Source organism: Pseudomonas sp. P8_229 (genome assembly GCF_034008635.1).
Classification (GTDB): Bacteria; Pseudomonadota; Gammaproteobacteria; order Pseudomonadales; family Pseudomonadaceae; genus Aquipseudomonas.
Map to the genome: position 1 here is coordinate 2739713 of NZ_CP125378.1, position 23140 is coordinate 2762852.

Below are 23140 nucleotides of genomic sequence, written 5' to 3' on the forward strand. Positions count from 1 at the left end.
GCAGGCACTCGATCAGGACAGGATGGCAGGGCGGCAGATCGCCTCAACGGTTTCCATTTGCGTGGCGTCGTCGGGCAAATCGCTCAGGGGGAAATGCAAGATGCAGTGGCTGCTGTCGGACAACCTCACGCGCAACACCTGCGCAGGCTTGATGTCCGGCAAAAAAATCGCCCCGGCCTCCATCACGGAGGTCAGATACTGGCCCTGTTCATCCAGCACGCTCAAGCCTCTGGGCAACCATTGCCGATCCTGCGAGCGAGCCTTGAGCAACAGACGCCGGACGGTAATCAGGGAAAAATCCAGGTGCTGCACCGAACCCCGTCCGGCCGTCACCTCCTGCACGCCATTGAGCACTTCGACATGACGCGGCAGGCCCAGTGGGTCGACCTCAAGCCGCGCCAGAGAATAGGCTGGCAGGTTCGCCGCCACCGCACGCCCCGCGCCATCCGTCCAGACCGGGCCTTGTGGCGTTTGCAGCCGCACCCCGGAACGCTCACCAGCCTTCAGCACCCCCAGCGTGTCACGCAGCGCATAGGGTGACAGCGTGACGCCATCACGGTGCAGCAACACGCCGCCGCGCAAGCCCAGATCATATTCCGTCGCACCCGCGCGCTGCCCGAGCCCGACATCCAGGCTGGTATAGCGTGGCAACGCATTGATTCGGGCAGCCAATGCCGCCGGTGTGTTATCCCGGTGCTCGGCATTGACGGTGTAGGCCAGGGTTTCGCTGACTGCAGCGCTGACGGCCAGCCCTTGGCGCATGCCCGAGCGTTCGTCACTGCGCACATACCCGCGCAACCGGCCTTGCCCGCCCAGCGGAATACCCACGGTCAGGTAAGCTGCGCGGCCCGGACGATATTCCTCGGCACCACCGATGCCTCGCTCAACGCTCAGTGACAAGCTGACGCGCTGCGGCAATGTCAGCGACCAGGACAACCCCAATTGCGACACTGGTGCTTCGTCCATACTCGAATAACGTGACCAGCTTGCGCCAAATGCGCCCCAGTCATCGGTGGCGCCATTGAGCGAAAACACCCAGTGATCGCGTTTGCGTGACTCGGCCTGATGCCGGCGTTGATTCCAGTCGGTATCGGACAAGGTGCGAAAGTCCCGGCTCTGGCGCACCGCGACCAGGCTCGCCGAGAGATTGGCCGCCAATGGCGCACTGAATGTCAGCTGCCATTGATCGCCCGCAAGCCCTGCCGCGCGCTGTTCGGACACCACTTGGCGCAGCCCCAGCGTAATCGGCCCCGCCCACTGTTGTTGCAGCCCCCAACCGGCCGACAAGTACGCGCTGCCCGCGAGCGCACCGGCGGTTGCACGCAGGCCTCGGCGCATTTCCCAGTCTTGGCTGAACGCCGCGAATGTCGGAGCCTCACGGTTATCCGCAGACAGTCGACGGACCCGGCCCAGCGCCAGATTGAAACCCACGGGGGCGTCAGACTGCGCCTCTTGCAGATTCGCCGCCGGCACCCGAAAACGTCGCTCCTGACCATCTTGCTCATGCACCGCGACCTCAAGATCGAGCTGATTGCTCAGCAACGGCAGCGCGCGCAAGGTAAAAGGCCCGCCAGGCACCATCGTCGTGTAGATCGTCACGCCGTTCTGGCGGACTTCGATACGCGATGGCGAGTAAGCCACTCCCTCCACCTGGCCACGGGCGCCGTTGCGGGCGGCATCGAGTCGGGCGAAGGCCGCTTCAGGAAAAACCTGTACGCCAGTGAACGACTCACCGGCAAACAGCGACGATGCCAGGTTGAGCTGACCGAGCTGAACGCTCGCATCATGATCTTCCAGCGTGTGCATCGCGTAGGCATAGAGATGCTCGAACCGCGAGCTTTCGGGCAATGCCGTGAAAGACTGGCGACTGCGCAACACCCAGTCACCGGCATTCAATCCGGCTTCCGAGCTGAAGCTGCGATAGCTGCTGGTCTGCCCGTCGAGTTGGCTGCCGGCCATCAACAGATCGTAATTGAACACACCGGCCACGCCACCATTGGCAAAGCTGCGCTGCGCCCGCGCAGGCTCAGTCAGCGTATCGGTAGGCACCAGCAACCGGACCTGCTGACTGCCTGGGTTCAACTCCACGATGGCCGCGGGAAAACCCTGCGCAGCCGTCACACACTGCCCCGGCGGCAGCGGCACAGACGCGGGCAGTAGAACTCCGGCTGACTTCAACCATTGCGTGCCCAGACACAACTCGCCGACATCGTTGAATGTCATCGGCACACGGCCCTTGGGCTGTCCGTTGACTTCAAGCACGACGGCGTGCGCGCCTTGGGTGAAGCGCGGAGCATCACGAAAATACTCCGCCAAGGCCGGATCGATCCCGCGATCCCTGAGCACTTGAATGTCGAACGTCAGCGGCTCTGCCGCCAGCGCCACGCGCCATCCGCAGTTACCCAACGCCAGCAACGACGCGGCGATGCAGATCCAGTTCAACGTGTCACCGGGGCATCGTAATGGTCGACAGCAAAACCGTATGTCGTCGCCGGGAATATCCGCACCGACGACACCTGTGCCAGCGTACTCAAAGGCAAATCAAGCTGCAGTCGCTCGCCCGGCAGAATGTAGGTGCGCGGCAGTTCGACCGGGCGTGAGCCAGGCAACGGTGTAAGCGCTTTGCCGAGCCGCACGACGTAAGGACTGGGGTTGTGCACGTGCAAGCCATCCAGCGTGACGGTCCAGGCGAGGCGCTTCCACGGCTCACGCTCGACGGGCAATCCGGCCGGACGCAGGATCACCGGCAAGTTCTGCCGCACGCCGAGACTGACGCGCGCGCCACCTGCGGCCGCAACCGGATTGATCCCTTCGAAGATGACCCGCTTCAAACGTTCGGTCTGCAAGGGCTGAGCGCTCTGCAGAATGAACCTAACCTGTTGAATCTGGCCAGCCTCGACACGCGCAACCGGGGGAGTGAAAACCAGCAGGACCTCATCGTCCGCTTCGGTGTTTTCGACGGTGGTGTACAGGAGCGCGGGATGAGCATCGGTATTGCGCACGTTCATGATGGCTTCGCCGAGGCTCTGCTCGACGACCAATACCGGCGTTTGCGGAACCATGCCGGCGCCTTGCGCAAGTGACATCGAAAGGCCGGCGAATAGCCACAGGGAAACCTGCTTCAAAGCAGGATTGAATGAAAGGGGCATCGGTCAATACCGGAAAATTCCAGGCCACGTTTCCGGCGCTGCCGGCGTGTTCCTGTCGGGAGGAAAAGCCCGGCAACCTGGTGGCCGCCGGGCTCGACGGTCAGAGGTAGAACATGTCGAAGGTCACCGAGCCATCGAGCGGGATCTCGTTGGCGATCGGCAAGTTGTTACTCGCGCCAATGATCGGCAGCAAGCTCATCGGGAAGCCGTGATGCCGAGCGGCAACAGGCCCTGTCGCGGCATTGACACCCCAGGAATACAGCGCCGGGGCATTGCTCACCAAGGAGCTGGACGGCACGCCCCATGCTGGCGCTGCGAGCGTGCGGGTCAGCAGTGCGCGACTTGTTCCGTCAGTCTCCGGCGTGCCATGGCGCAGGGCAAATCCACCGATCCGCGTGCCATCGATGGCGCCAAGACCGAAGAACAACACCGGATCACTTTGACCGGCGCCGTCGCTGATACCCGGCAATTTGGTCGCTGCACGGTTATCGCGAACCGACACTTCAACCGGAGCCGGGGCGTCGCAATTGATGTGCAGCGAGATGTCTCGTTCCGGCAGCAACGTTTGCGTGGTGGCGTTAAGCGTGGACGCGGAAATCTTGCGCAAGTCTACCGTTCCGCCCCCGGCAAAGGCCGGGATGCAGGAGGTCGGAATGATGGTGCCGATGACGCTCAGGTCAACGCTCTCCGCCAGCGCCAGCGAGGGTAGCAAGGCCGCAGCGAGGACGACGAGCCGGTGGGTATTTTTCATAAGCCGTATCTTCCATGTCATTAACAAAAAAGCTTCCTACTGACTTCACACGTAAGTAAGCGGGCGAATAATTGCGGCTTTTGGAGGATAAATCTGTAGGAGAAAACATCGCCTGGACGGGGAAAAATCGACCTGATTCATAGGCAATCGCTGCCAAGAAACTATTTCCTACTTCTCGATGACAAAACATTGCGTGCTGCTGCCTTGCAGCACCCATCGATTGAATTCAGGGCAGCGATGCCCATGCCATACTTCGCCCTCCGTCACGACCCGAGACCGCCACGTGATTCCCGGACAAAAACTGATCGCTGCAGCGCTGCTCGCCTTGCTCTTGAATGGCTGTGCCACGCTCGATGTGCCGCGCGAACCGAGCCAGGCCTTGCCGGCGTCCAGCTCCAGCTTCGGCCGCTCAATCCAGGCCCAGGCTGCACCCCATCAGGGCCGTTCCGGCTTTCGCCTGCTGTCCAACAGCACCGAGTCTTTCACCGCTCGCGCCGAGCTGATCCGTAATGCGCAGGTCAGCCTCGACTTGCAGTACTACATCGTTCACGACGGCATCAGCACGCGCATGCTGGTGGAAGAAGTGCTCAAGGCGGCCGACCGTGGCGTGCGCGTGCGCATCCTGCTCGACGACACCACCAGCGACGGCCTCGATCAGATCATCGCCACCCTGGCCGCGCATCCACAGATCCAGATCAGGCTGTTCAACCCTCTGCATCTGGGGCGCAGCACCGGCGTAACGCGCGCAGCAGGACGTCTGTTCAACCTGTCGTTGCAGCATCGGCGCATGCATAACAAGTTGTGGCTGGCGGACAACAGTGCGGCCATCGTCGGCGGGCGCAATCTGGGCGATGAGTATTTCGATGCCGAGCCGAACCTGAATTTCACCGACATCGACATGCTCAGTGTCGGCCCGGTGGCCGAGCAGCTCGGGCACAGTTTCGACCAATACTGGAACAGCGCCCTGAGCAAACCGATCGACGAATTCCTCTCCAGCAAACCCTCAGCCCGGGATTTGCAGAACACCCGTACGCGCCTGGAAGAATCGCTGGAAGACACGCGCAAACAGAATCACGCGCTCTATCAGCAGCTGATGACCTTCACCACCGAGCCGCGCATGGACATCTGGCGCAAGGAGCTGATCTGGGCGTGGAATCAGGCGCTGTGGGACGCGCCGAGCAAGGTGCTGGCCAAGGACGAGCCGGATCCGCAATTGCTGCTGACCACGCAACTGGCGCCAGAGCTGAGGGGTGTCAGCAAAGAACTGATCATGATCTCGGCGTACTTCGTGCCGGGCCAGCCAGGGTTGGTGTACCTGACCGGACGCGCCAACGTCGGAGTCTCGGTGAGCCTGCTGACCAATTCCCTGGAAGCCACCGATGTGCCGGCGGTGCACGGCGGTTATGCGCCGTACCGCAAGGCGCTGCTGGAGCATGGGGTGAAGCTGTATGAACTGCGCCGGCAGCCTGGGGATAACAACGGCAGCGGGCCACACCTGTTTTACAGCAAGTCGTTTCGAGGTTCGGATTCCAGCCTGCACAGCAAGGCGATGATTTTCGACCGGCAGAAAGCGTTTATCGGCTCGTTCAACTTCGACCCGCGTTCGGTGCTGTGGAACACCGAAGTCGGGGTCCTGGTCGACAGCCCGGAACTGGCCGAGCACGTGCGCGAACTGGCCCTGCAAGGCATGGCGCCAGCGCTGAGTTATCAGGCGCAACTGCAGGATGGCAAGATCGTCTGGGTGACCGAGGACAACGGCCAGCGACACACGCTGACCAAGGAACCGGGGAGCTGGTGGCGGCGCTTCAATGCGTGGCTCAGTACCTCAGTCGGCCTTGAGCGGATGCTGTAATCGCATTTGTGTGCGGTCCCTTGTGGGAGCGGGCTTGCTCGCGAATGCGGTTTCACATTCAACTAATGTGCTGACTGACACACCGCTTTCGCGAGCAAGCCCGCTCCCACAGGGAAGTATTCAAGCAGGCTGTGGCTCGGTACCGAATGCACCTTGGCGCATCAGCAAAATCACCAACCCGAATGCCCCGACCGCCATCAACAACGGCAACGCATGCCCGTTGATCCACTGACTGCCCGCCCCTGCCATCAAAGGCCCGATCAGACACCCCACACCCCACAACTGCGCAATGTGCGCATTGGCTCGCACCAGCGCATCGTCGCGATAACGCTCGCCGATCAGGATCAGTGACAAGGTGAACAACCCGCCGGCGCTGGCACCGAACAATACCCACAACGGCCAGATCAGCAGCGTATCGATCAGCATTGGAATCGCCAGGCTCGACAGCATCAGGATCACGGCGCAGCCGGTGAACAATGTGCGCCGCGACAGGTAGTCCGCCAACGCACCGATCGGCAGTTGCAGCAGCGCATCGCCCACCACCACGGTGCTGACCATCGCCAACGCGATCTCGGCGGTGAAGCCCTGCTGCAGGCAATACACCGGCAGCAACGTCAGGATCATCGCTTCGAACGCGGCGAACAACGAAACCGCCCAGGCAATCGCTGGCAACTCGCGAGCAAAACCCCATAGATCGCCAAAGGTCACGCTGCTGGCTTCACTGCTCGGCGCACCGCTGCGGCCCATCAACAGAAAAGGCGAGACGGTCAGCAGAGCGACCCCGACCCAGAACCCATAATCGTGCTCAGTGCCGAGCGCGCCCAGCAGCAACGGACCAGACAGTTGGCTCAACGCGTAACTGCTGCCATACAGAGCGACCAGCCGCCCGCGCCAGTTCTCCACCACCAGTTGGTTGATCCAGCTCTCGCCGAGGATGAACACGATGGTCAGGATCACCCCGATCATCAGACGCAGCACCAGCCAGACCGGATAACTCGGCAACAGCGCCAGCAGGCCGATCGATAGCGCCCCGGCCCACAGGCATAGACGCATGAGGTTGGCCGTGCCGAAACGCGCCGCCAGATGGCTGGAAATCTTCGCCCCCAGCAACACGCCAATCGCCGGCATCGCCGCCATCACACCGATGGCGAAAGAACCGTAACCCCAGCCCTCCAGGCGCAACGACACCAGCGGCATGCTGACCCCCAGGGCCAGACCGACACTCAAGACAGACGCCAACACGGCGAAATACGTCGCCCAACGCATGGTCCACGCTCCTGTGGATATTCTTCTGTGCACCACAAAACCAAATGTGGGAGCAAACCTTTGTGGTGAGGGGATTTATCCCCGATCGGCTGCGCAGCAGTCGCAAAACCTGTACATGCGGTGTATCTGCAAATCCGCATTGTCCGGTTCTGGGGCCGCTGCGCTGCCCATCGGGGATAAATCCCCTCACCACAGAGACTTGCTCCCACAGGGATCTCTGTATGGTTCGGGAGCCTGAACGAGCCAGGCTCCCTTCAACGGCTTACAGCTTGATCCACGTCGCCTTCAGCTCGGTGTACTTGTCGAACGCGTGCAGCGACTTGTCGCGACCGTTGCCCGATTGCTTGAAGCCGCCGAATGGCGCGGTCATGTCGCCACCGTCGTACTGGTTGACCCACACGCTGCCGGCGCGCAGTGCCTTGGCGGTCAGGTGCGCCTTGGAAATGTCCTGGGTCCATACCGCAGCGGCCAGGCCATACGGCGTGTCGTTGGCGATCTGGATCGCTTCTTCGGCAGTGTCGAACGCAATGACCGACAGCACCGGGCCGAAGATCTCTTCCTGGGCGATCTTCATCGCGTTGCTCACGCCGTCGAAAATCGTTGGCTCAACGTAAGTGCCACCGGTTTCCTGCAGGATGCGCTTGCCGCCGGCCACCAGTTTGGCGCCGTCGGTATGGCCGGATTCGATGTACGACAGCACGGTATTCATCTGCTGCGTATCCACCAGTGCACCGACGTTGGTCGCCGGATCCAGCGGGTTGCCCGGCTTCCAGGCTTTCAGCGCCTCGATCACCATCGGCAGGAATTTGTCCTTGATCGAACGCTCGACCAGCAGACGCGAACCGGCGGTGCAGACTTCGCCCTGGTTGAAGGCGATGGCACTGGCGGCGGACTCGGCAGCGGCTTGCAGGTCCGGCGCATCGGCAAACACGATGTTCGGGCTCTTGCCACCGGCTTCCAGCCACACGCGTTTCATGTTCGATTCGCCGGCGTAGATCATCAGTTGCTTGGCGATCTTGGTCGAGCCGGTAAACACCAGGGTGTCGACGTCGTTGTGCAGGGCCAGCGCCTTGCCAACGGTGTGGCCGTAACCCGGCAGCACGTTGAGCACGCCTTTTGGAATACCGGCTTCAACGGCCAGCGCGGCGATGCGGATGGCAGTCAGCGGGGATTTTTCCGATGGCTTGAGGATCACCGAGTTACCGGTGGACAGCGCAGGCCCCAATTTCCAGCAGGCCATCATCAGCGGGAAGTTCCACGGCACGATGGCGCCGACAACGCCGACCGGTTCGCGGGTCACCAGACCCAGTTGATCGTGCGGCGTGGCGGCGACTTCGTCGTAGATCTTGTCGATTGCCTCGCCGCTCCAGCTCAGCGCTTGCGCCGCGCCCGGCACGTCGATGTACAGCGAGTCACTGATCGGCTTGCCCATGTCGAGGGTTTCGAGCAGCGCCAACTCCTCGGCGTGCTGCTTGAGCAGGCCGGCGAAACGGATCATGGTGGCTTTGCGCTTGGTCGGCGCCAGGCGCGACCAGACACCGGAATTGAACGTGGCGCGGGCGTTTTCCACGGCGCGCTGGGCGTCGGCGGCATCACAGCTGGCAATCTTGCCCAGCAGACGGCCATCGACCGGGCTGATGCACTCGAAGGTTTCGCCGGAGACGGCGTCGGTGTATTCGCCATTGAGGTAGGCGCGGCCTTCGATCTTCAGGTCGCGGGCGCGTTGTTCCCAATCGGCACGAGTCAGGGTGGTCATTCGAGTGTCCTCCTCTTGTTGAATAGAGCGCCGCGTTGTTCGCGGTCGTCTTCAGGAATGCTGCCTGGCCAGCCTGCTTTTCGGCCCAAGGCACCCGCCACCCTAAACCAGCGACCGGGGTTGTTTCAATATATTTGACATAAGCGCGCCATACGGCCTTGCGGTGTTCATTTTAATAAACATAGACTTTGGCCCTTTCAAGCCAACGCGCCGTCATCACGGGAGAAAACAACAATGAACATCCAGAACGTCGTCGACATCAGCCTGACCAGCAGCGAAGCCGAACGCTATCGCCCGGACCCGGCCAAAGTGCTCAAAGGTGACCCTGAACAAGCGGTGTTCCATCAATACGAAAGCCCTTGTGGGCAAATGGGCGTTGGCGTGTGGGAAGGCGCGGTTGGTCAATGGACAGTGAATTACACCGAGCATGAATATTGCGAAATTCTGCAGGGGGTCTCGGTGCTGCGTGACAGCGATGGCAATGCCAAGACCTTGCGTGTTGGCGACCGCTTTGTGATTCCGGCAGGGTTCCGTGGCACCTGGGAAGTGCTGGAGGCTTGCCGCAAGGTCTATGTGATCTTTGAACAGGAGGCTTGAGGATTTTCGCTGGCTGATCCGGCCCTATCGCGAGCAGGCTCACTCCTACAGATGAGCGCATTCCACGGTAGGAGTGAGCTTGCTCGCGAAGGGGCCCGACCGGACAGCACAGAAATCCAAGGCAACAAAAAAGGCCCGTATCGTGAGATACGGGCCTTTTTCGTAAGTCGGGAAAAATCAATTACTTGATTTTGCCTTCCTTGTAGATCACGTGCTTGCGAACAACCGGATCATATTTCTTGATCTCGATTTTGTCCGGGGTAGTACGCTTGTTCTTGTCGGTAGTGTAGAAGTGACCAGTACCGGCGCTCGAGATCAAACGAATCAATTCACGCATGATTAGCTCCCTTAAATCTTGCCATCGCGGCGAAGTTCGGCGAGCACGACAGTGATGCCACGCTTGTCGATGATACGCATGCCTTTGGCAGATACGCGCAGACGCACAAAACGTTTCTCTTCTTCAACCCAGAAGCGGTGATGCTGCAGGTTCGGCAGGAAACGACGACGGGTTTTGTTGTTTGCGTGGGAAATGTTATTCCCGGTTACCGGACCCTTACCGGTAACTTGACATACTCTCGACATGCCTCAGCCCTCTAAAACCACATGCCCAACCCGGCATGGGTTGGCCGCTTAATCTCTCAGTCATTTGGCGCCAGGCGCCGCGTTTCTTTAGAGGTCTTACCGGCTACACCTACAGTGAAGGAACCGGGCCCCTAGAAAAGAGCGCTGCTTTATACCAGAAAGACCGGGGTGCAACAACAATGGATGTGCAATCAACCGGTAAAAAGGCACATTTTCCGGCTGCAGGGGCTTTGGATAAAGGCTGCCGCGAGTTTTGACCACTCGTCGAAGAAAACCGCTCTCAAGGGTGTTTCCGACTTTTCGCCACGCACCGCGGTCTGAAAAAAGCCCCTGCCCTGCCCCAAAAATGCAAAAAGGGGATAGTCATTTGCAATCCCGCCCTCTAGGGTAACCCTTTTCCAGACTGCACCTGCAGATGGCCTTCGATCTGTAAAGGAAGCCGACCATGCGCCTCGCTGCCCTACCCCTGTTGCTCGCTCCGCTTCTGCTGAGCCCCCTGGCCCAGGCTGCCGCCCTGAGCGTCTGCACCGAGGCCAGCCCTGAAGGGTTCGATGTGGTGCAATACAACTCACTGACCACCACCAACGCTTCGGCCGACGTGCTGATGAACAGTCTGGTGGAGTTCGACACCGCCAGCGGCAAAGTCGTGCCAAGCCTGGCCGATAGCTGGGAAGTCAGCACCGACGGCCTGACTTATGTGTTCAAGCTGCACCCGCAGGTGAAGTTTCACAGCACTGACTATTTCAAGCCGACCCGCACCCTGAGCGCCGAAGACGTCAAGTTCAGCTTCGACCGCATGCTCGACCCGGCCAACCCTTGGCACAAGGTGGCGCAAAGCGGCTTCCCGCACGCCCAGTCCATGCAGTTGCCGGCACTGATCAAGAAAATCGACGCACTCGACCCGCTGACCGTGCGCTTTACCCTCGACCATCCGGATTCGACGTTCCTGGCGACCCTGAGCATGGGCTTCGCTTCCATTTATTCCGCCGAATACGCCGACAAGCTGCTCAAGGCCGACGCGACTGACAAACTCAACAGCCAGCCGATCGGCACCGGTCCGTTCGTCTTCACGCGCTTCCAGAAAGACGCCTCGGTTCGTTACAAGGCCAACCCGGACTACTTTGGCGGCAAGCCGGCGGTCGACCCGCTGATCTTCGCCATCACCCCGGACGCCAACGTGCGCCTGCAAAAGCTGCGGCGCAACGAGTGCCAGATCGCCCTCTCGCCGAAACCGCTGGATGTGCAAGCAGCACAGCAAGAGCCGACGCTGAAAGTGGAAAAGACTGACGCCTTCATGACCGCCTTCGTCGGCATCAACAGCCAGCACCCACCGCTGGACAAACCGGAAGTGCGCCAGGCGATCAACCTTGCCTTCGACAAGGCCAACTACGTCAAAGCCGTGTTCGAAAATACCGCAGAACCGGCCAATGGCCCTTACCCGCCGAACACCTGGAGCTACGCAAAGAACCTGCCGGGCTATCCACACGACGTGGCAAAAGCCAAGGCGTTGATGGCCAAGGCCGGACTCAAGGACGGGTTTCAGACCACCATCTGGACCCGCCCGTCCGGCAGCCTGCTCAACCCGAACCCGAGCCTCGGCGCTCAGCTCTTGCAATCGGATCTGGCGGAAATCGGTATTCAGGCGGAAATCCGCGTGATCGAGTGGGGCGAGCTGATTCGCCGCGCCAAGGCCGGCGAGCATGACCTGTTGTTCATGGGCTGGGCCGGCGACAACGGTGATCCGGACAACTTCCTCACGCCACAGTTTTCCTGCGCGGCGATCAAGTCAGGCACCAACTTCGCGCGGTACTGCAATGCCGATCTGGACAAGCTGATCAGTGCCGGCAAGACCACCAGCGAACAAGGTGTACGGACCAAGCTGTATGAGCAGGCACAGGCGCAGATTCAGCAGCAGGCGTTGTGGCTGCCGCTGGCGCACCCGACCGCTTATGCGTTGACGCGCAAGGACGTGCAGGGTTACTCGGTGAGCCCGTTCGGTCGCCAGGACTACTCCAGGGTCAACCTGAAATAACCCTCTACAACACACCCCCCTGTGGGAGCGGGCTTGCTCGCGAATGCGTCGGATCAGCCAACATTTTTAGCGACTGACCCACCGCCTTCGCGAGCAAGCCCGCTCCCACAGGGGTTAGCGTTTGGTCTTGAAAGCTACATCCAGCCACACTCTGCCATCGACAGCGGCTCCCCGTCACCAATGATGAAGTGATCCAGAACCCGCACATCAATCAGCTCCAGCGCCTTTTGCAGACGCTTGGTCAGCAGCCGGTCCGCCTGACTCGGCTCAGGGTTTCCCGATGGATGGTTGTGACACAGGATCAGCGCAGCAGCGTTGTTCGCCAGCGCGCGTTTGACCACTTGTCGAGGATGGACGCTGGTGTTGTCGATCGAACCGCGAAACAGCGCTTCAAAATTCAGCACCTGGTGCTTGGAGTCCAGAAATAGACATCCAAATACCTCATGTGGCTCATGCCGCAGCATCGCCTTGAGGTAATCGCGAACTACCTGGGGATTCTCCAGCGCCGGTTTCTTGCGCATGCGCTCGGCCAAATGCCGCCGGCCCATCTCCAGCACCGCTTGCAGCTGGGCGTACTTAGCCGGCCCCAGACCGAGTTGCTCGCTGAATGCCGAAAGATCGGCTTCGAGCAAAACCCGCAGGCTGCCGAACTGGCTCAAAAGATGTCGCGCCAGATCCACAGCGCTTTTGCCGGAGACCCCGGTACGCAGAAAAATCGCCAATAATTCGGCATCGGAAAGGCTTCCCGAGCCCTGTTCAAGTAGCTTCTCCCGCGGCCGTTCCGCCGCAGGCCAATCGCGAATACTCATACACATTCCTTGTCTGTGGGCGCCGCTGTTCCGTAGCGGTCGCTGTGATATCGTAGCCCATCTTTTTTGCGGGCGAATTCACCCTGGGGAGGGGGTTTCGCCACGTATGTCACCCACGAAATGAAAGGCAGACCTATGCAGCGGCTGTATCGGAAACGCATCGTTCTGGGCGTCGGCGGCGGCATCGCGGCCTACAAGAGCGCTGATCTGGTTCGTCGCCTGATCGACCAGGGCGCCGAAGTGCGCGTGGTAATGACCCATGGCGGCGCCGAGTTCATCACCCCGCTGACCATGCAGGCCCTGTCCGGCCACCCTGTGCACCTCGACCTGCTCGACCCGGCCGCCGAAGCCGCGATGGGCCACATCGAGCTGGCCAAGTGGGCCGATCTGGTGCTGATCGCCCCGGCCACCGCCGACCTGCTCGCGCGTCTGGCGCAAGGCATCGCCAACGATTTGCTGACCACCCTGGTGCTGGCCACCGACGCGGTAGTGGCCGTCGCCCCGGCGATGAACCAGGCGATGTGGCGCGATCCGGCGACCCAGGCCAACCTGCAACTCCTGGAAAGCCGTGGCCTGAAGACTTTCGGCCCGGCCTCAGGCAGCCAGGCCTGTGGCGACGTCGGCATGGGCCGCATGATGGAAGCCACCGATCTGGCGCAATGCGCGGCGGACTGCTTCCAGCGTCAGGCACTGACCGGTAAACACGTGGTGATCACCGCCGGCCCGACCCAGGAAAACATCGACCCGGTGCGCTACATCACCAACCACAGCTCCGGAAAAATGGGCTTTGCCCTCGCTGAAGCCGCGGTAGAGGCCGGCGCCCGCGTCACGCTGATCAGCGGTCCGGTGCACCTGCCGACGCCGGATCGCGCTACGCGCATTGATGTGGTCAGCGCCCGCGACATGCTCGCGGCCTGTGAATCGGCGATCCCGTGCGACGTGTTCATCGCCTCGGCAGCGGTGGCGGACTACCGTCCGGAAGTCGTTGCCCCGCAAAAACTCAAGAAAGATCCTACGAGCGGCGACGGCTTCGTCCTGCAAATGGTGCGTAACCCGGACATCCTGGCCACCATCGCGACCCGTCCCGACCGTCCGTTCAGTGTCGGCTTTGCCGCTGAGACCGAACACTTGCTCGACTACGCTGCACGCAAGCTGAAGGACAAGAATCTCGATTTGATCGTCGCCAACGACGTCGCTAACCCGAGCATCGGTTTCAACAGCGAAGAAAACGCCTGCAGCGTGATTGACCGTGCGCTACACGCCACGGTTTTCGCCCAGACCAGCAAGAGCAAGATCGCTCGCCAACTGGTCACTTTTATCGCCGAACGTCTGAACCAGGTTTAATTTACATGCACGCTTTGCAAGCCAAGATCCTCGACCCACGCATCGGTACTGAATTCCCGCTGCCGCAATACGCAACGCCAGGCTCCGCCGGCCTCGACCTGCGCGCCATGCTGGAACAGGACATCGTGATCAAGCCGGGTGAAACCGTGCTGATCCCTACCGGTCTGTCGGTCTACATCGGCGACCCGAACCTCGCCGCGCTGATCCTGCCGCGCTCGGGCATGGGCCATAAGCACGGCATCGTGCTGGGCAACCTCGTCGGTTTGATCGACTCCGATTACCAGGGCCCGCTGATGGTGTCCTGCTGGAACCGCGGCCAGAACGACTTCACCATGACCGTCGGCGAACGTCTGGCGCAACTGGTGCTGGTACCGGTGGTGCAGGCGCACTTCGAAATGGTTGAAGAGTTCGTTGAAACCGAACGCGGCGCGGGCGGCTTCGGCCATACCGGCACCAAGTAACCGGATAGACATCATTGTGGTGAGGGGATTTATCCTCTCATCACAAAAAATGCGCTACATCGGCAGCAGGTTTTAGCACCGAAAATCAAGGTTTTGCCGGCCGAAAGCCACGCCAGACAAGGCGTCATGGCCCTTTCATACCACGAACTCTGCGTGGAAAACGCCGTCATACCCTTCAGTTTGAGCCTGCCGCCGAGTGAATCGTCGGTCTGTCCCGCCACTTTCGAGATGGAGCATTTGTGCAGATGAGCACCCCAGCCAAGATCGCCCCGAAGCTGCCCGACAGCATCTTCCGCGCCTATGACATTCGCGGCACCGTGCCGGAATTCCTCAATGCCGAAACCGCTTACTGGATCGGCCGCGCCATCGGCTCGCAGAGCCTGGCCCAGGGTGAACCGAACGTGTCGGTCGGCCGTGACGGACGTTTGTCCGGCCCGGAGCTGGTGGCCGAACTGATCCGCGGTATCGCCGAAAGCGGCTGCCACGTCAGCGACGTTGGCCTGGTACCGACTCCGGCGCTGTACTACGCGGCCAACGTGCTGGCCGGCAAGTCGGGGGTGATGCTCACCGGCAGCCATAACCCGTCGAACTACAACGGCTTCAAGATCGTGATCGCTGGCGACACCCTCGCCAACGAACAGATCCAGGTGCTGCACGAGCGCATCAAGACCAATGACCTGACCAGCGGTCAGGGCAGCGTCACCCAGGTCGAGATCCTCGACCGCTACACCACCGAAATCGTTCAGGACGTCAAACTGGCCCGACGTATGAAAGTCGTGGTCGACTGCGGCAACGGCGCAGCCGGCGTGATCGCCCCGCAACTGATCGAAGCATTGAACTGCGAAGTCATCCCGCTGTTCTGCGAAGTCGACGGAAACTTCCCCAACCATCACCCGGACCCGGGCAAGCCTGAAAACCTCGTCGACCTGATAGCCAAGGTCAAGGAAACCAACGCCGATATCGGCCTCGCCTTCGATGGCGACGGTGACCGTGTCGGCGTGGTGACCAACACCGGCAGCATCGTCTACCCGGACCGCCTGCTCATGCTGTTCGCCCGCGACGTGGTGGCGCGCAACCCGGACGCGGAAATCATCTTCGATGTCAAATGCACCCGCCGCCTGGTGCCGCTGATCAAGGAGTACGGCGGTCGCCCGCTAATGTGGAAGACCGGTCATTCGTTGATCAAAAAGAAAATGAAACAATCCGGTGCTCTATTGGCCGGTGAAATGAGCGGGCACATCTTCTTCAAGGAGCGCTGGTTCGGTTTCGACGATGGCATCTACAGCGCTGCACGGCTGCTGGAGATCCTCAGCAAGGAAAAATCCACCGCGGAAGAGCTGTTTGCGACCTTCCCGAACGATATTTCTACACCGGAAATCAATATCCATGTGACCGAAGAGAGCAAATTCAGCATCATTGATGCACTGCACGACGCACAGTGGGGCGCAGGCGCTGACCTGACCACCATCGACGGCGTGCGAGTCGATTACGCCAAAGGCTGGGGCCTGGTGCGCGCGTCCAACACCACACCGGTGCTGGTGCTGCGCTTCGAGGCCGATGACGAGGCTGAGTTACAGCGCATCAAAGACGTGTTCCACGCCCAACTGAAACGCGTTGCACCTGATCTCCAACTACCGTTCTGATCCACCCGGAGCCCTGAATGACCCTCGAACGCGAAGCCGCCGCCCATACCGCCCAGGTCCTGTCCGAAGCGTTGCCTTACATCCGACGTTATGTCGGCAAGACCCTGGTGATCAAATACGGCGGCAACGCGATGGAAAGCGAGGAGCTGAAAACCGGCTTCGCCCGCGACATCGTCTTGATGAAAGCCGTGGGCATCAACCCGGTGGTCGTGCACGGTGGCGGCCCGCAGATCGGTGATCTGCTCAAGCGCCTGTCGATCGAAAGCCACTTCGTCGACGGCATGCGCGTCACCGATGCGGCGACCATGGACGTCGTCGAAATGGTCTTGGGCGGTCAGGTCAACAAAAGCATCGTCAACCTGATCAACCGTCACGGCGGCAGCGCCATCGGTCTGACCGGTAAAGACGCCGGGCTGATTCGCGCGAAGAAACTGACCGTCACCCGCCAGACCCCGGAGATGACCCAGCCGGAAATCATCGACATCGGTCAGGTGGGCGAAGTGGTCGGGATCAACACCGAACTGCTGAACCTGCTGGTCAAAGGCAACTTCATCCCGGTGATCGCGCCAATCGGCGTCGGTGAAAACGGCGAGTCGTACAACATCAACGCTGACCTGGTCGCCGGCAAGGTTGCCGAAGCGCTGAAAGCCGAAAAGCTGATGCTGCTGACCAACATCGCCGGCCTGATGGACAAGTCGGGCACGGTCCTGACCGGCCTGAGCACCCAGCAGGTCGACGACCTGATCGCCGACGGCACCATCTACGGCGGCATGCTGCCGAAGATCCGCTGCGCGCTGGAAGCGGTTCAGGGCGGTGTCGGCAGCTCGCTGATCATCGACGGTCGTGTGCCGAACGCGATCCTCCTGGAAATCTTCACCGACACCGGTGTGGGCACGCTGATCAGCAATCGCAAGCGTCCCTGATCGCTGAAACCTAAAAAGATCGCAGGCTACGGCAGCGCCCAAGCGGAACTTCATTTGTATGAATTCCCTGTAGGCACTGACGAAGCCTGCGATCTTTTTTGTGCGAGCAAGAAACGTCCGACGCCATTCAGAGAAACGCCCGACATTCCCTCAGAACAAATCTCCCTAGGATCTTCCCCTAATCCAACGGAGATCTACCCATGCAAAAAGACTACGTTCCCTACGGCAGCGATGTTTCTCCTGGCACTTATGAGTGCGTTGATTGCGGCCATCAGTATTCCAATCAAGCCAAAACCTCGATGCCGCCCTGCCCGCAGTTTCGCAAGACAGCGCACGTCCTGAACGGCTGGAAGATCCTCACCGGACAAGGTGACGCGGGCAACGATCCTTATCCACAAAAAACCGATAAGCCTTCCGGCATCAAAAGAGCCGAAGCCATCACCCCCTCGCGCAAAAAATGACTTCGGAGCGATTGAGCCATGCAGATCTCGTTCACGATCGACGCCGAGGCTTTCGAACTGGAACAAAAGGAACCGGTCAAGAAAACCTTGCGCATAGGCGACGCGGAAATCACCCATGCCCTGCAGCGAATCGCCAAGGCCAGCCTGACCGAATACCTGAAAATGCTGGTCGAAGGCGGCATGCCCAGCCGGGCCGATGAGGCCAAGCAGGATCGTTTGCTCTATCTGATTCAAAGCTATTTCGGGCAAACACTGCCGACCGAATCGCAGATTTCGACGATCTTCCAGCTCACCCAGAGCCAAAGCAAAACCCTGCTGAAAAACACCGTGTCGCGCTTTCGCAATCAACTCGACGACATCCTTCAGCACAGCATGCGTGCCGTGATCGAGACGGCCGAACACGCGCAAACCGTGTTTCTGGTGGTCATCAGCTCGGACGTGATCCGCGATGAGCTGAACATGCTGATCACTCAGAACGAGCCGACCTTCAAACCCATCACCAAGCGCAAAGGCAGCGCCGGACAGTTCGAGATCAGCGAGGATAGCCACGCATTACTGTGTGCGACGCTGGGACTCAATGCCGTTCGGTGACATCGTCGCGGTCAGTGGCTTGCTGCTGACCCTGACCACTTTTCTGTTCAATCTGGCGTGGCCGACACTCAGTGAAGCGTTGGCGCTGGATGAATACCAGTCGGGCCCACAGAATCGCAGGCGCAGTCGAGAGAAGGTCAAGGATGCTTTTTACTGGCGTGCTCTGCCGCTGACGTGCGCTTTTACGGCGTTGTTTTACGTCAACCTGCCGAGTGCGCTGGGGATTATCCGCAGCAGCACGCTGGATCTGTGGAATTTCGATGTTGATCGCACGCTGTATGTGATGGTGGTTCTGGCGTTGCTGGCTTTTGCATTGATCAATGCAAGCCTGACCCTGAAACTGATCAGAAAATGGCGAAACCTGCGCTGACCGAAAACAAAAAGACCCCGCACAGCCTGGCTGAGCGGGGTCTTTTTATTACCGCATATCCCATGTGGGAGCGGGCTTGCTCGCGAATGCGTCGTGTCAGTCGACATCAATGCTGAATGAACATCTGCATTCGCGAGCAAGCCCGCTCCGACAAAAAGCTGACCGCAGTCAGACGCCGAACTGGGCGCGGTAGGCTTCTACAGCGGGCAGGTGTTGCTTGAGCTGCGGGTCGTCAGCGAGAAATTCCAGTACCTGATTCAGCGAAACAATGCTGATCACCGGAATACCGAAATCGCGTTCGACTTCCTGGATCGCCGACAACTCGCCGTTGCCACGCTCCTGACGGTTCAAGGCGATCAGCACGCCGGCAGCCTTGGCGCCGTCCTGGGAAGCGATGATCTGCATCACTTCACGGATCGCGGTGCCGGCGGTGATCACGTCGTCGATGATCAGTACATCGCCGGTCAACGGCGCGCCGACCAGGCTGCCGCCCTCGCCGTGAGCTTTGGCTTCCTTGCGGTTGAAGCACCAAGGCAGGTCACGGTTGTGGTGTTCGGCCAGCGCCACGGCAGTGGTCGCCGCCAGCGGGATGCCTTTGTAGGCTGGGCCAAACAGCACGTCGAAGGGAATACCGCTTTCGGCAATGGCAGCAGCGTAGAAACGCCCCAACTGCGCCAGGGCCGAACCTGAGTTGAACAGGCCAGCGTTGAAGAAGTAGGGACTGGTGCGCCCGGACTTCAGGGTGAACTCACCGAAGCGCAAAACGCCGCGATCGATGGCAAAACGAATGAAATCGCGCTGATACGCTTGCATGAAAAAAACCCCAAATACCACGGATTTAGCTAATTAGCTTGACGCCGTGTATCATACACGCACGCGATTTTTGGGGCCATTTATGCGGATCATCAGTGTGAACGTCAATGGTATTCAGGCTGCAGTCGAGCGTGGTTTGCTCAGTTGGCTGCAGGCTCAGAATGCCGACGTCATCTGCCTGCAGGACACCCGTGCCTCCGCCTTTGAACTGGATGACCCAGCCTTCCAACTGGACGGCTACTTCCTTTATGCCTGCGATGCTGAAGTCCCTGCCCAAGGTGGCGTGGCTTTGTATTCGCGGTTGCAACCGAAGGCTGTCATCAGCGGTCTCGGTTTCGAGACGGCCGACCGCTACGGGCGCTACCTGCAAGCAGATTTCGACAAAGTCAGTATTGCCACCTTGCTGCTCCCTTCGGGGATGAACGGCGATGAGGACTTGAACCAGAAGTTCAAGCTCATGGACGACTTCGGCAAGTACCTGGACAAACAGCGGCGCAAACGTCGCGAGTACATTTATTGTGGCTCGCTGTACGTCGCGCAGCAGAAGCTCGACATCAAAAACTGGCGCGACAGCCAGCAATCCCCGGGCTTCCTGGCGCCAGAACGCGCCTGGATGGACGAGATTGTCGGCAACATGGGTTATGTCGATGCGCTGCGTGAAGTCAGCCGCGAAGGCGACCAGTACAGCTGGTGGCCGGACAACGAACAGGCCGAGATGCTTAATCTCGGCTGGCGCTTCGACTACCAGATCCTGACCCCGGGCCTGCGGCGCTTCGTGCGCAGTGCACGCCTGCCGCGTCAGCCTCGGTTCTCGCAGCACGCGCCGCTGATCGTCGACTACGACTGGACGCTGACCATCTAAGCGTCGATTCGTCGTTAAAAAAATGCCCGTATCTCGCGATACGGGCATTTTTTATGCCGTGCCTGAAGCAGCCCAAACCTCAGACGGCGACAAAAAACGGCAAGGCCAGGTAAAGCTTGATGACGATCACGTTGATGATGTCGATGAAGAATGCACCGACCATCGGCACAACCAGAAACGCAATCTGCGAAGGCCCGAAACGCTGCGTCACCGCCTGCATGTTGGCGATGGCCGTTGGTGTCGCACCCAACCCAAAGCCGCAATGCCCTGCCGCCAGGACCGCCGCGTCGTAGTTACTGCCCATCACTCTGAATGTCACGAAAATCGCAAACAGCGCCATGACCAACGTTTGCGCAGCCAGGATGATGAATATCGGCAGTGCCAACGCTGCCAGATCCCAGAGCTTGAGAGACATCAAGGCAATTGCCAGAAACAGCGACAGGCTGACATTGCCCAGCACCGACACTTCACGCTCGAATACCTGATACAGGCCCAGCGCCGATAGCCCATTACGTAGCACCACTCCCACGAACAGAACGCAGACAAACGTCGGCAACTCGAATGCGGTTCCGTGCAGAAAACCATTCAGAAGATTGCCTGCCAATAAACTGACCGCAATCAGAGCCAGTGTCTCGATAAACGAAAAGGGCGTAATCGAACGCTCTTTGTTCGGCTGCTCAAAACCCTTTGGCATCCGTGGCGTTTCTTGAAACTGGCAACCCGGCACCTCAACACGCTTGATGAGCAGGCGAGCCACCGGCCCACCAATCAAACCACCCAGAACCAGGCCGAAGGTCGCCGACGCAATTGCAAGCTCGGAGGCCGAAGCGAGGCCGTACTTTTCACTGAATACCGTGCCCCATGCCGCACCCGTACCGTGACCGCCCGCAAGCGTGATCGACCCCGTCAAGAGCCCCATTAACGGATCAAGACCCAACGTTTTGGCAAGGCCAATGCCCAACGCGTTCTGAACCACTAGAAGCCCGGTAACCGCCAGTAGAAATATGCCGACTACGCGACCACCCTTTTTCAGGTTGGCAAAGTCTGCGCTCAAACCGATTGTGGCAAAGAATGCCAACATCAAAGGCGTTTGCAGTGAAGTATCGAATCTGATTTCTATATCAAAAGTTCGCAACATCAATAAACCCAGCGCAACCACGAGTCCACCGGCGACGGGTTCAGGGATATTGTAATTACGCAGAAAACCGACTCGTGCAATAAGTCCGCGCCCCAGTAAAAGCACCAGAGAGGCGGCCACGAGCGTTCCATAAAAATCGAGCTGGATCATTGGGGGTATTCTTGGCTATGTATTCATCAGGCGCACTTTTTACCCGCGCACGCCTATTGAATCGGCTGATTGTCTCAACACTGATTGATTTGGAATTCAAGGACCTTCGATGGCTTGAATATATCGAGATATTTCTGAAGCAACGTGGCGCGGAGCAACCTTAACAATCGCCAAGTCCTGTTGCCAAGGACTGAGCTCGCGTTAAAGCATTGCAGTTGTGACTAAAAGTGTAAGAGTTAAATATATAAAAAATATCGACTACCGTTTGTCGCAGATAGAACTGCTCCTACACGAAAGAGTAATTACTCGAGTTGCAAAAACACAAATGCCCTGACAAGTCAGGGCATTTGTATTAAAACTTTGCGAGTCACGGAGACCTTGCATTGATCATTATTTGATCAGTCGCCAGGTGAACGGATAACGGTAGGGAAAGCCTTCGTTCGCCTTCACCCCGGCAATGATCGTCAGCACCAGCGCGCCGATGGCCAGCAACCCCAGCAGGAAGAAGCCGATGATCAACACCATCAGCAGCAGACAGATCGCTGCAGCAATCGCCACGGTGATCTGAAAGTTCAGCGCTTCCTTGCCCTGGGCATCGATGAACGGATCGGTTTCGCGCTTCATCTGCCACAGGATCAACGGCCCGATCAGGTTACCGAACGGGATCCAGATCCCCAGCAAGGCGGACAAGTGACAAAACATCGCCCATTGACGAACCTCCTGGCTCGGTTTGGGCAGCAACTCTTGCTCATCACTCATCGCGTCCTCCTTGCGGGTTACGAACCTGCTCAGTCGGCCAGTGCCGCTTGTTGCAGTTCGAAGATTTCGTTCATGCCTTTCTTGGCCAGTTCCAGCATGGCGTTCAGCTCTTCAGGCTGGAACGGCGCGCCTTCGGCGGTTCCCTGGACCTCGATGAAGCCACCGGTGCTGGTCATCACCACGTTGAGGTCGGTCTCGGCGGCGGAATCTTCAAGATAGTCCAGATCCAGCACCGGTTCGCCCTGATACATGCCGACCGATACCGCGCCGATCATCTGCTTGAGCGGGTCGCCGCCTTTCAGGCCGCCGCGCTTCTTGATCACTTTCAGTGCATCGACCAGTGCCACCATGGCGCCGGTGATCGACGCAGTACGGGTGCCGCCGTCAGCCTGGATCACGTCGCAGTCGACGTACAGGGTCACGTCGCCCAGCTTGGACATGTCCAGCGCGGCACGCAGGGAACGGCCGATCAGACGCTGGATTTCCAGGGTACGGCCGCCCTGCTTGCCACGGCTGGCTTCACGCTGGTTACGCTCGCCAGTGGCGCGCGGCAGCATGCCGTATTCGGCGGTCAACCAGCCTTGGCCCTGGCCTTTGAGGAAACGCGGCACGCCGTTTTCGACGCTGACGGTGCAGATGACTTTGGTATCACCGAATTCGACCAGTACGGATCCCTCGGCGTGTTTGGTGTAGTTGCGGGTAATGCGGATCGAGCGGAGCTGATCGGCAGCGCGACCACTTGGACGTTTCATAGGGAATACCTGTACTGGGGACGGAAAACTGCCGAGCATTATAGAGCGCTGCACCGTGCCTGGGCACGGGTTAAAAACT

22 protein-coding genes and 1 pseudogene are annotated in these 23140 nt (G+C 59.7%); 11 read left to right on the plus strand and 12 right to left on the minus strand.

The annotated features are described in order from the left end of the window. Positions 1-12: 12 nt before the first annotated feature. From QMK55_RS12485 to QMK55_RS12495, 3 genes are all read right to left on the minus strand, one after another. A complete protein-coding gene (locus QMK55_RS12485) occupies positions 13-2442 on the minus strand; it encodes a fimbria/pilus outer membrane usher protein (RefSeq protein ID WP_320329275.1) in 2430 nt (809 codons plus the stop codon). Next, positions 2439-3149 carry a fimbria/pilus chaperone family protein gene (locus tag QMK55_RS12490; protein WP_320329276.1) on the minus strand — a complete coding sequence of 237 codons (711 nt, stop codon included), beginning with the start codon at positions 3147-3149 and terminating at the stop codon, positions 2439-2441. Before QMK55_RS12490 ends, QMK55_RS12485 begins: the two co-directional genes overlap by 4 nt. A gap of 100 nt (positions 3150-3249) precedes the next feature. Further along, the gene (locus tag QMK55_RS12495; protein WP_320329277.1) at positions 3250-3900 is read right to left on the minus strand and encodes a DUF1120 domain-containing protein; all 651 of its coding nucleotides are present in this window, start codon (positions 3898-3900) and stop codon (positions 3250-3252) included. Positions 3901-4183: 283 nt separating this feature from the next. Here QMK55_RS12495 and QMK55_RS12500 point away from each other — a divergent pair, with 283 nt between their 5' ends. Then, positions 4184-5752 carry a phospholipase D family protein gene (locus tag QMK55_RS12500; RefSeq protein ID WP_320329278.1) on the plus strand — a complete coding sequence of 523 codons (1569 nt, stop codon included), beginning with the start codon at positions 4184-4186 and terminating at the stop codon, positions 5750-5752. 120 nt (positions 5753-5872) lie between these two features. Here the strand turns inward: QMK55_RS12500 and QMK55_RS12505 are convergent, their stop codons facing one another. Further along, a complete protein-coding gene (locus QMK55_RS12505) occupies positions 5873-7018 on the minus strand; it encodes an MFS transporter (protein WP_102356271.1) in 1146 nt (381 codons plus the stop codon). Positions 7019-7280: 262 nt separating this feature from the next. After that, on the minus strand, positions 7281-8774 hold the full coding sequence (locus tag QMK55_RS12510) for an aldehyde dehydrogenase (RefSeq protein WP_102356272.1): 1494 nt from the start codon (positions 8772-8774) through the stop codon (positions 7281-7283). A 234-nt stretch (positions 8775-9008) separates the two neighbouring features. Here QMK55_RS12510 and QMK55_RS12515 point away from each other — a divergent pair, with 234 nt between their 5' ends. Beyond that, on the plus strand, positions 9009-9371 hold the full coding sequence (locus tag QMK55_RS12515; RefSeq protein ID WP_102356273.1) for a cupin domain-containing protein: 363 nt from the start codon (positions 9009-9011) through the stop codon (positions 9369-9371). 181 nt (positions 9372-9552) lie between these two features. On the opposite strand, the gene rpmG is transcribed toward QMK55_RS12515, so the two are convergent. Both rpmG and rpmB read right to left on the minus strand, forming a co-directional pair. Beyond that, on the minus strand, positions 9553-9708 hold the full coding sequence (gene rpmG, locus QMK55_RS12520; protein ID WP_003177274.1) for a 50S ribosomal protein L33: 156 nt from the start codon (positions 9706-9708) through the stop codon (positions 9553-9555). An 11-nt stretch (positions 9709-9719) separates the two neighbouring features. Continuing rightward, a complete protein-coding gene (gene rpmB / locus QMK55_RS12525; RefSeq protein WP_007920377.1) occupies positions 9720-9953 on the minus strand; it encodes a 50S ribosomal protein L28 in 234 nt (77 codons plus the stop codon). Between the two features lie 445 nt (positions 9954-10398). Here rpmB and QMK55_RS12530 point away from each other — a divergent pair, with 445 nt between their 5' ends. After that, a complete protein-coding gene (locus QMK55_RS12530; protein WP_102356274.1) occupies positions 10399-11985 on the plus strand; it encodes an ABC transporter substrate-binding protein in 1587 nt (528 codons plus the stop codon). Positions 11986-12119: 134 nt separating this feature from the next. Here the strand turns inward: QMK55_RS12530 and radC are convergent, their stop codons facing one another. Continuing rightward, positions 12120-12794: a RadC family protein gene (radC, locus tag QMK55_RS12535; RefSeq protein ID WP_102356275.1), complete on the minus strand. Its 675-nt coding sequence runs from the start codon at positions 12792-12794 to the stop codon at positions 12120-12122. Positions 12795-12929: 135 nt separating this feature from the next. Between radC and coaBC the strand changes: the two genes are divergently transcribed. The 7 genes and pseudogenes from coaBC (at position 12930) to QMK55_RS12570 (ending at position 18587) form a co-directional block, all read left to right on the plus strand. Then, entirely contained in the window at positions 12930-14138 is a 1209-nt protein-coding gene (coaBC, locus tag QMK55_RS12540; RefSeq protein ID WP_320329279.1) for a bifunctional phosphopantothenoylcysteine decarboxylase/phosphopantothenate--cysteine ligase CoaBC, read from the plus strand. A gap of 5 nt (positions 14139-14143) precedes the next feature. Next, positions 14144-14599: a dUTP diphosphatase gene (gene dut / locus QMK55_RS12545; protein ID WP_047596787.1), complete on the plus strand. Its 456-nt coding sequence runs from the start codon at positions 14144-14146 to the stop codon at positions 14597-14599. Between the two features lie 266 nt (positions 14600-14865). After that, positions 14866-16242, plus strand: a pseudogene (locus QMK55_RS12550) (phosphomannomutase/phosphoglucomutase); the annotation flags it as partial. A gap of 17 nt (positions 16243-16259) precedes the next feature. After that, positions 16260-17165, plus strand: a complete 906-nt coding sequence (argB, locus tag QMK55_RS12555) for an acetylglutamate kinase (RefSeq protein WP_003229488.1) — start codon at positions 16260-16262, stop codon at positions 17163-17165. A gap of 200 nt (positions 17166-17365) precedes the next feature. Further along, entirely contained in the window at positions 17366-17626 is a 261-nt protein-coding gene (locus tag QMK55_RS12560) for a hypothetical protein (protein ID WP_102356277.1), read from the plus strand. A gap of 18 nt (positions 17627-17644) precedes the next feature. Then, entirely contained in the window at positions 17645-18217 is a 573-nt protein-coding gene (locus tag QMK55_RS12565) for a hypothetical protein (protein ID WP_102356278.1), read from the plus strand. Further along, entirely contained in the window at positions 18204-18587 is a 384-nt protein-coding gene (locus QMK55_RS12570) for a hypothetical protein (RefSeq protein ID WP_102356279.1), read from the plus strand. The genes QMK55_RS12565 and QMK55_RS12570 overlap by 14 nt, the downstream gene beginning before the upstream one ends. Before the next feature lie 168 nt (positions 18588-18755). Here the strand turns inward: QMK55_RS12570 and pyrE are convergent, their stop codons facing one another. Then, the gene (pyrE, locus tag QMK55_RS12575) at positions 18756-19400 is read right to left on the minus strand and encodes an orotate phosphoribosyltransferase (RefSeq protein WP_011336558.1); all 645 of its coding nucleotides are present in this window, start codon (positions 19398-19400) and stop codon (positions 18756-18758) included. Between the two features lie 82 nt (positions 19401-19482). On the opposite strand from pyrE, the gene QMK55_RS12580 reads away from it, so the two are divergent. Continuing rightward, on the plus strand, positions 19483-20262 hold the full coding sequence (locus tag QMK55_RS12580) for an exodeoxyribonuclease III (protein WP_007920349.1): 780 nt from the start codon (positions 19483-19485) through the stop codon (positions 20260-20262). Between the two features lie 79 nt (positions 20263-20341). Here QMK55_RS12580 and gltS read toward each other — a convergent pair whose 3' ends face one another. From gltS to rph, 3 genes are all read right to left on the minus strand, one after another. After that, on the minus strand, positions 20342-21550 hold the full coding sequence (gene gltS / locus QMK55_RS12585) for a sodium/glutamate symporter (RefSeq protein ID WP_102356280.1): 1209 nt from the start codon (positions 21548-21550) through the stop codon (positions 20342-20344). Positions 21551-21940: 390 nt separating this feature from the next. Next, the gene (locus QMK55_RS12590; RefSeq protein ID WP_003229492.1) at positions 21941-22309 is read right to left on the minus strand and encodes a DUF4870 domain-containing protein; all 369 of its coding nucleotides are present in this window, start codon (positions 22307-22309) and stop codon (positions 21941-21943) included. A 29-nt stretch (positions 22310-22338) separates the two neighbouring features. Beyond that, a complete protein-coding gene (gene rph / locus QMK55_RS12595; RefSeq protein ID WP_064589819.1) occupies positions 22339-23061 on the minus strand; it encodes a ribonuclease PH in 723 nt (240 codons plus the stop codon). Positions 23062-23140 lie beyond the last annotated feature (79 nt).

Coding starts and splice junctions, on each gene's coding strand:
- QMK55_RS12490 (WP_320329276.1), bottom strand. CDS start 3,149: ATGCCCCTTTCATTCAATCCTGCTTTGAAGCAGGTTTCCCTGTGGCTA.
- QMK55_RS12495 (WP_320329277.1), bottom strand. CDS start 3,900: ATGAAAAATACCCACCGGCTCGTCGTCCTCGCTGCGGCCTTGCTACCC.
- QMK55_RS12505 (WP_102356271.1), bottom strand. CDS start 7,018: ATGCGTTGGGCGACGTATTTCGCCGTGTTGGCGTCTGTCTTGAGTGTC.
- QMK55_RS12510 (WP_102356272.1), bottom strand. CDS start 8,774: ATGACCACCCTGACTCGTGCCGATTGGGAACAACGCGCCCGCGACCTG.
- QMK55_RS12515 (WP_102356273.1), top strand. CDS start 9,009: ATGAACATCCAGAACGTCGTCGACATCAGCCTGACCAGCAGCGAAGCC.
- rpmG (WP_003177274.1), bottom strand. CDS start 9,708: ATGCGTGAATTGATTCGTTTGATCTCGAGCGCCGGTACTGGTCACTTC.
- rpmB (WP_007920377.1), bottom strand. CDS start 9,953: ATGTCGAGAGTATGTCAAGTTACCGGTAAGGGTCCGGTAACCGGGAAT.
- QMK55_RS12530 (WP_102356274.1), top strand. CDS start 10,399: ATGCGCCTCGCTGCCCTACCCCTGTTGCTCGCTCCGCTTCTGCTGAGC.
- radC (WP_102356275.1), bottom strand. CDS start 12,794: ATGAGTATTCGCGATTGGCCTGCGGCGGAACGGCCGCGGGAGAAGCTA.
- coaBC (WP_320329279.1), top strand. CDS start 12,930: ATGCAGCGGCTGTATCGGAAACGCATCGTTCTGGGCGTCGGCGGCGGC.
- dut (WP_047596787.1), top strand. CDS start 14,144: ATGCACGCTTTGCAAGCCAAGATCCTCGACCCACGCATCGGTACTGAA.
- argB (WP_003229488.1), top strand. CDS start 16,260: ATGACCCTCGAACGCGAAGCCGCCGCCCATACCGCCCAGGTCCTGTCC.
- QMK55_RS12560 (WP_102356277.1), top strand. CDS start 17,366: ATGCAAAAAGACTACGTTCCCTACGGCAGCGATGTTTCTCCTGGCACT.
- QMK55_RS12565 (WP_102356278.1), top strand. CDS start 17,645: ATGCAGATCTCGTTCACGATCGACGCCGAGGCTTTCGAACTGGAACAA.
- QMK55_RS12570 (WP_102356279.1), top strand. CDS start 18,204: ATGCCGTTCGGTGACATCGTCGCGGTCAGTGGCTTGCTGCTGACCCTG.
- pyrE (WP_011336558.1), bottom strand. CDS start 19,400: ATGCAAGCGTATCAGCGCGATTTCATTCGTTTTGCCATCGATCGCGGC.
- QMK55_RS12580 (WP_007920349.1), top strand. CDS start 19,483: ATGCGGATCATCAGTGTGAACGTCAATGGTATTCAGGCTGCAGTCGAG.
- gltS (WP_102356280.1), bottom strand. CDS start 21,550: ATGATCCAGCTCGATTTTTATGGAACGCTCGTGGCCGCCTCTCTGGTG.
- QMK55_RS12590 (WP_003229492.1), bottom strand. CDS start 22,309: ATGAGTGATGAGCAAGAGTTGCTGCCCAAACCGAGCCAGGAGGTTCGT.
- rph (WP_064589819.1), bottom strand. CDS start 23,061: ATGAAACGTCCAAGTGGTCGCGCTGCCGATCAGCTCCGCTCGATCCGC.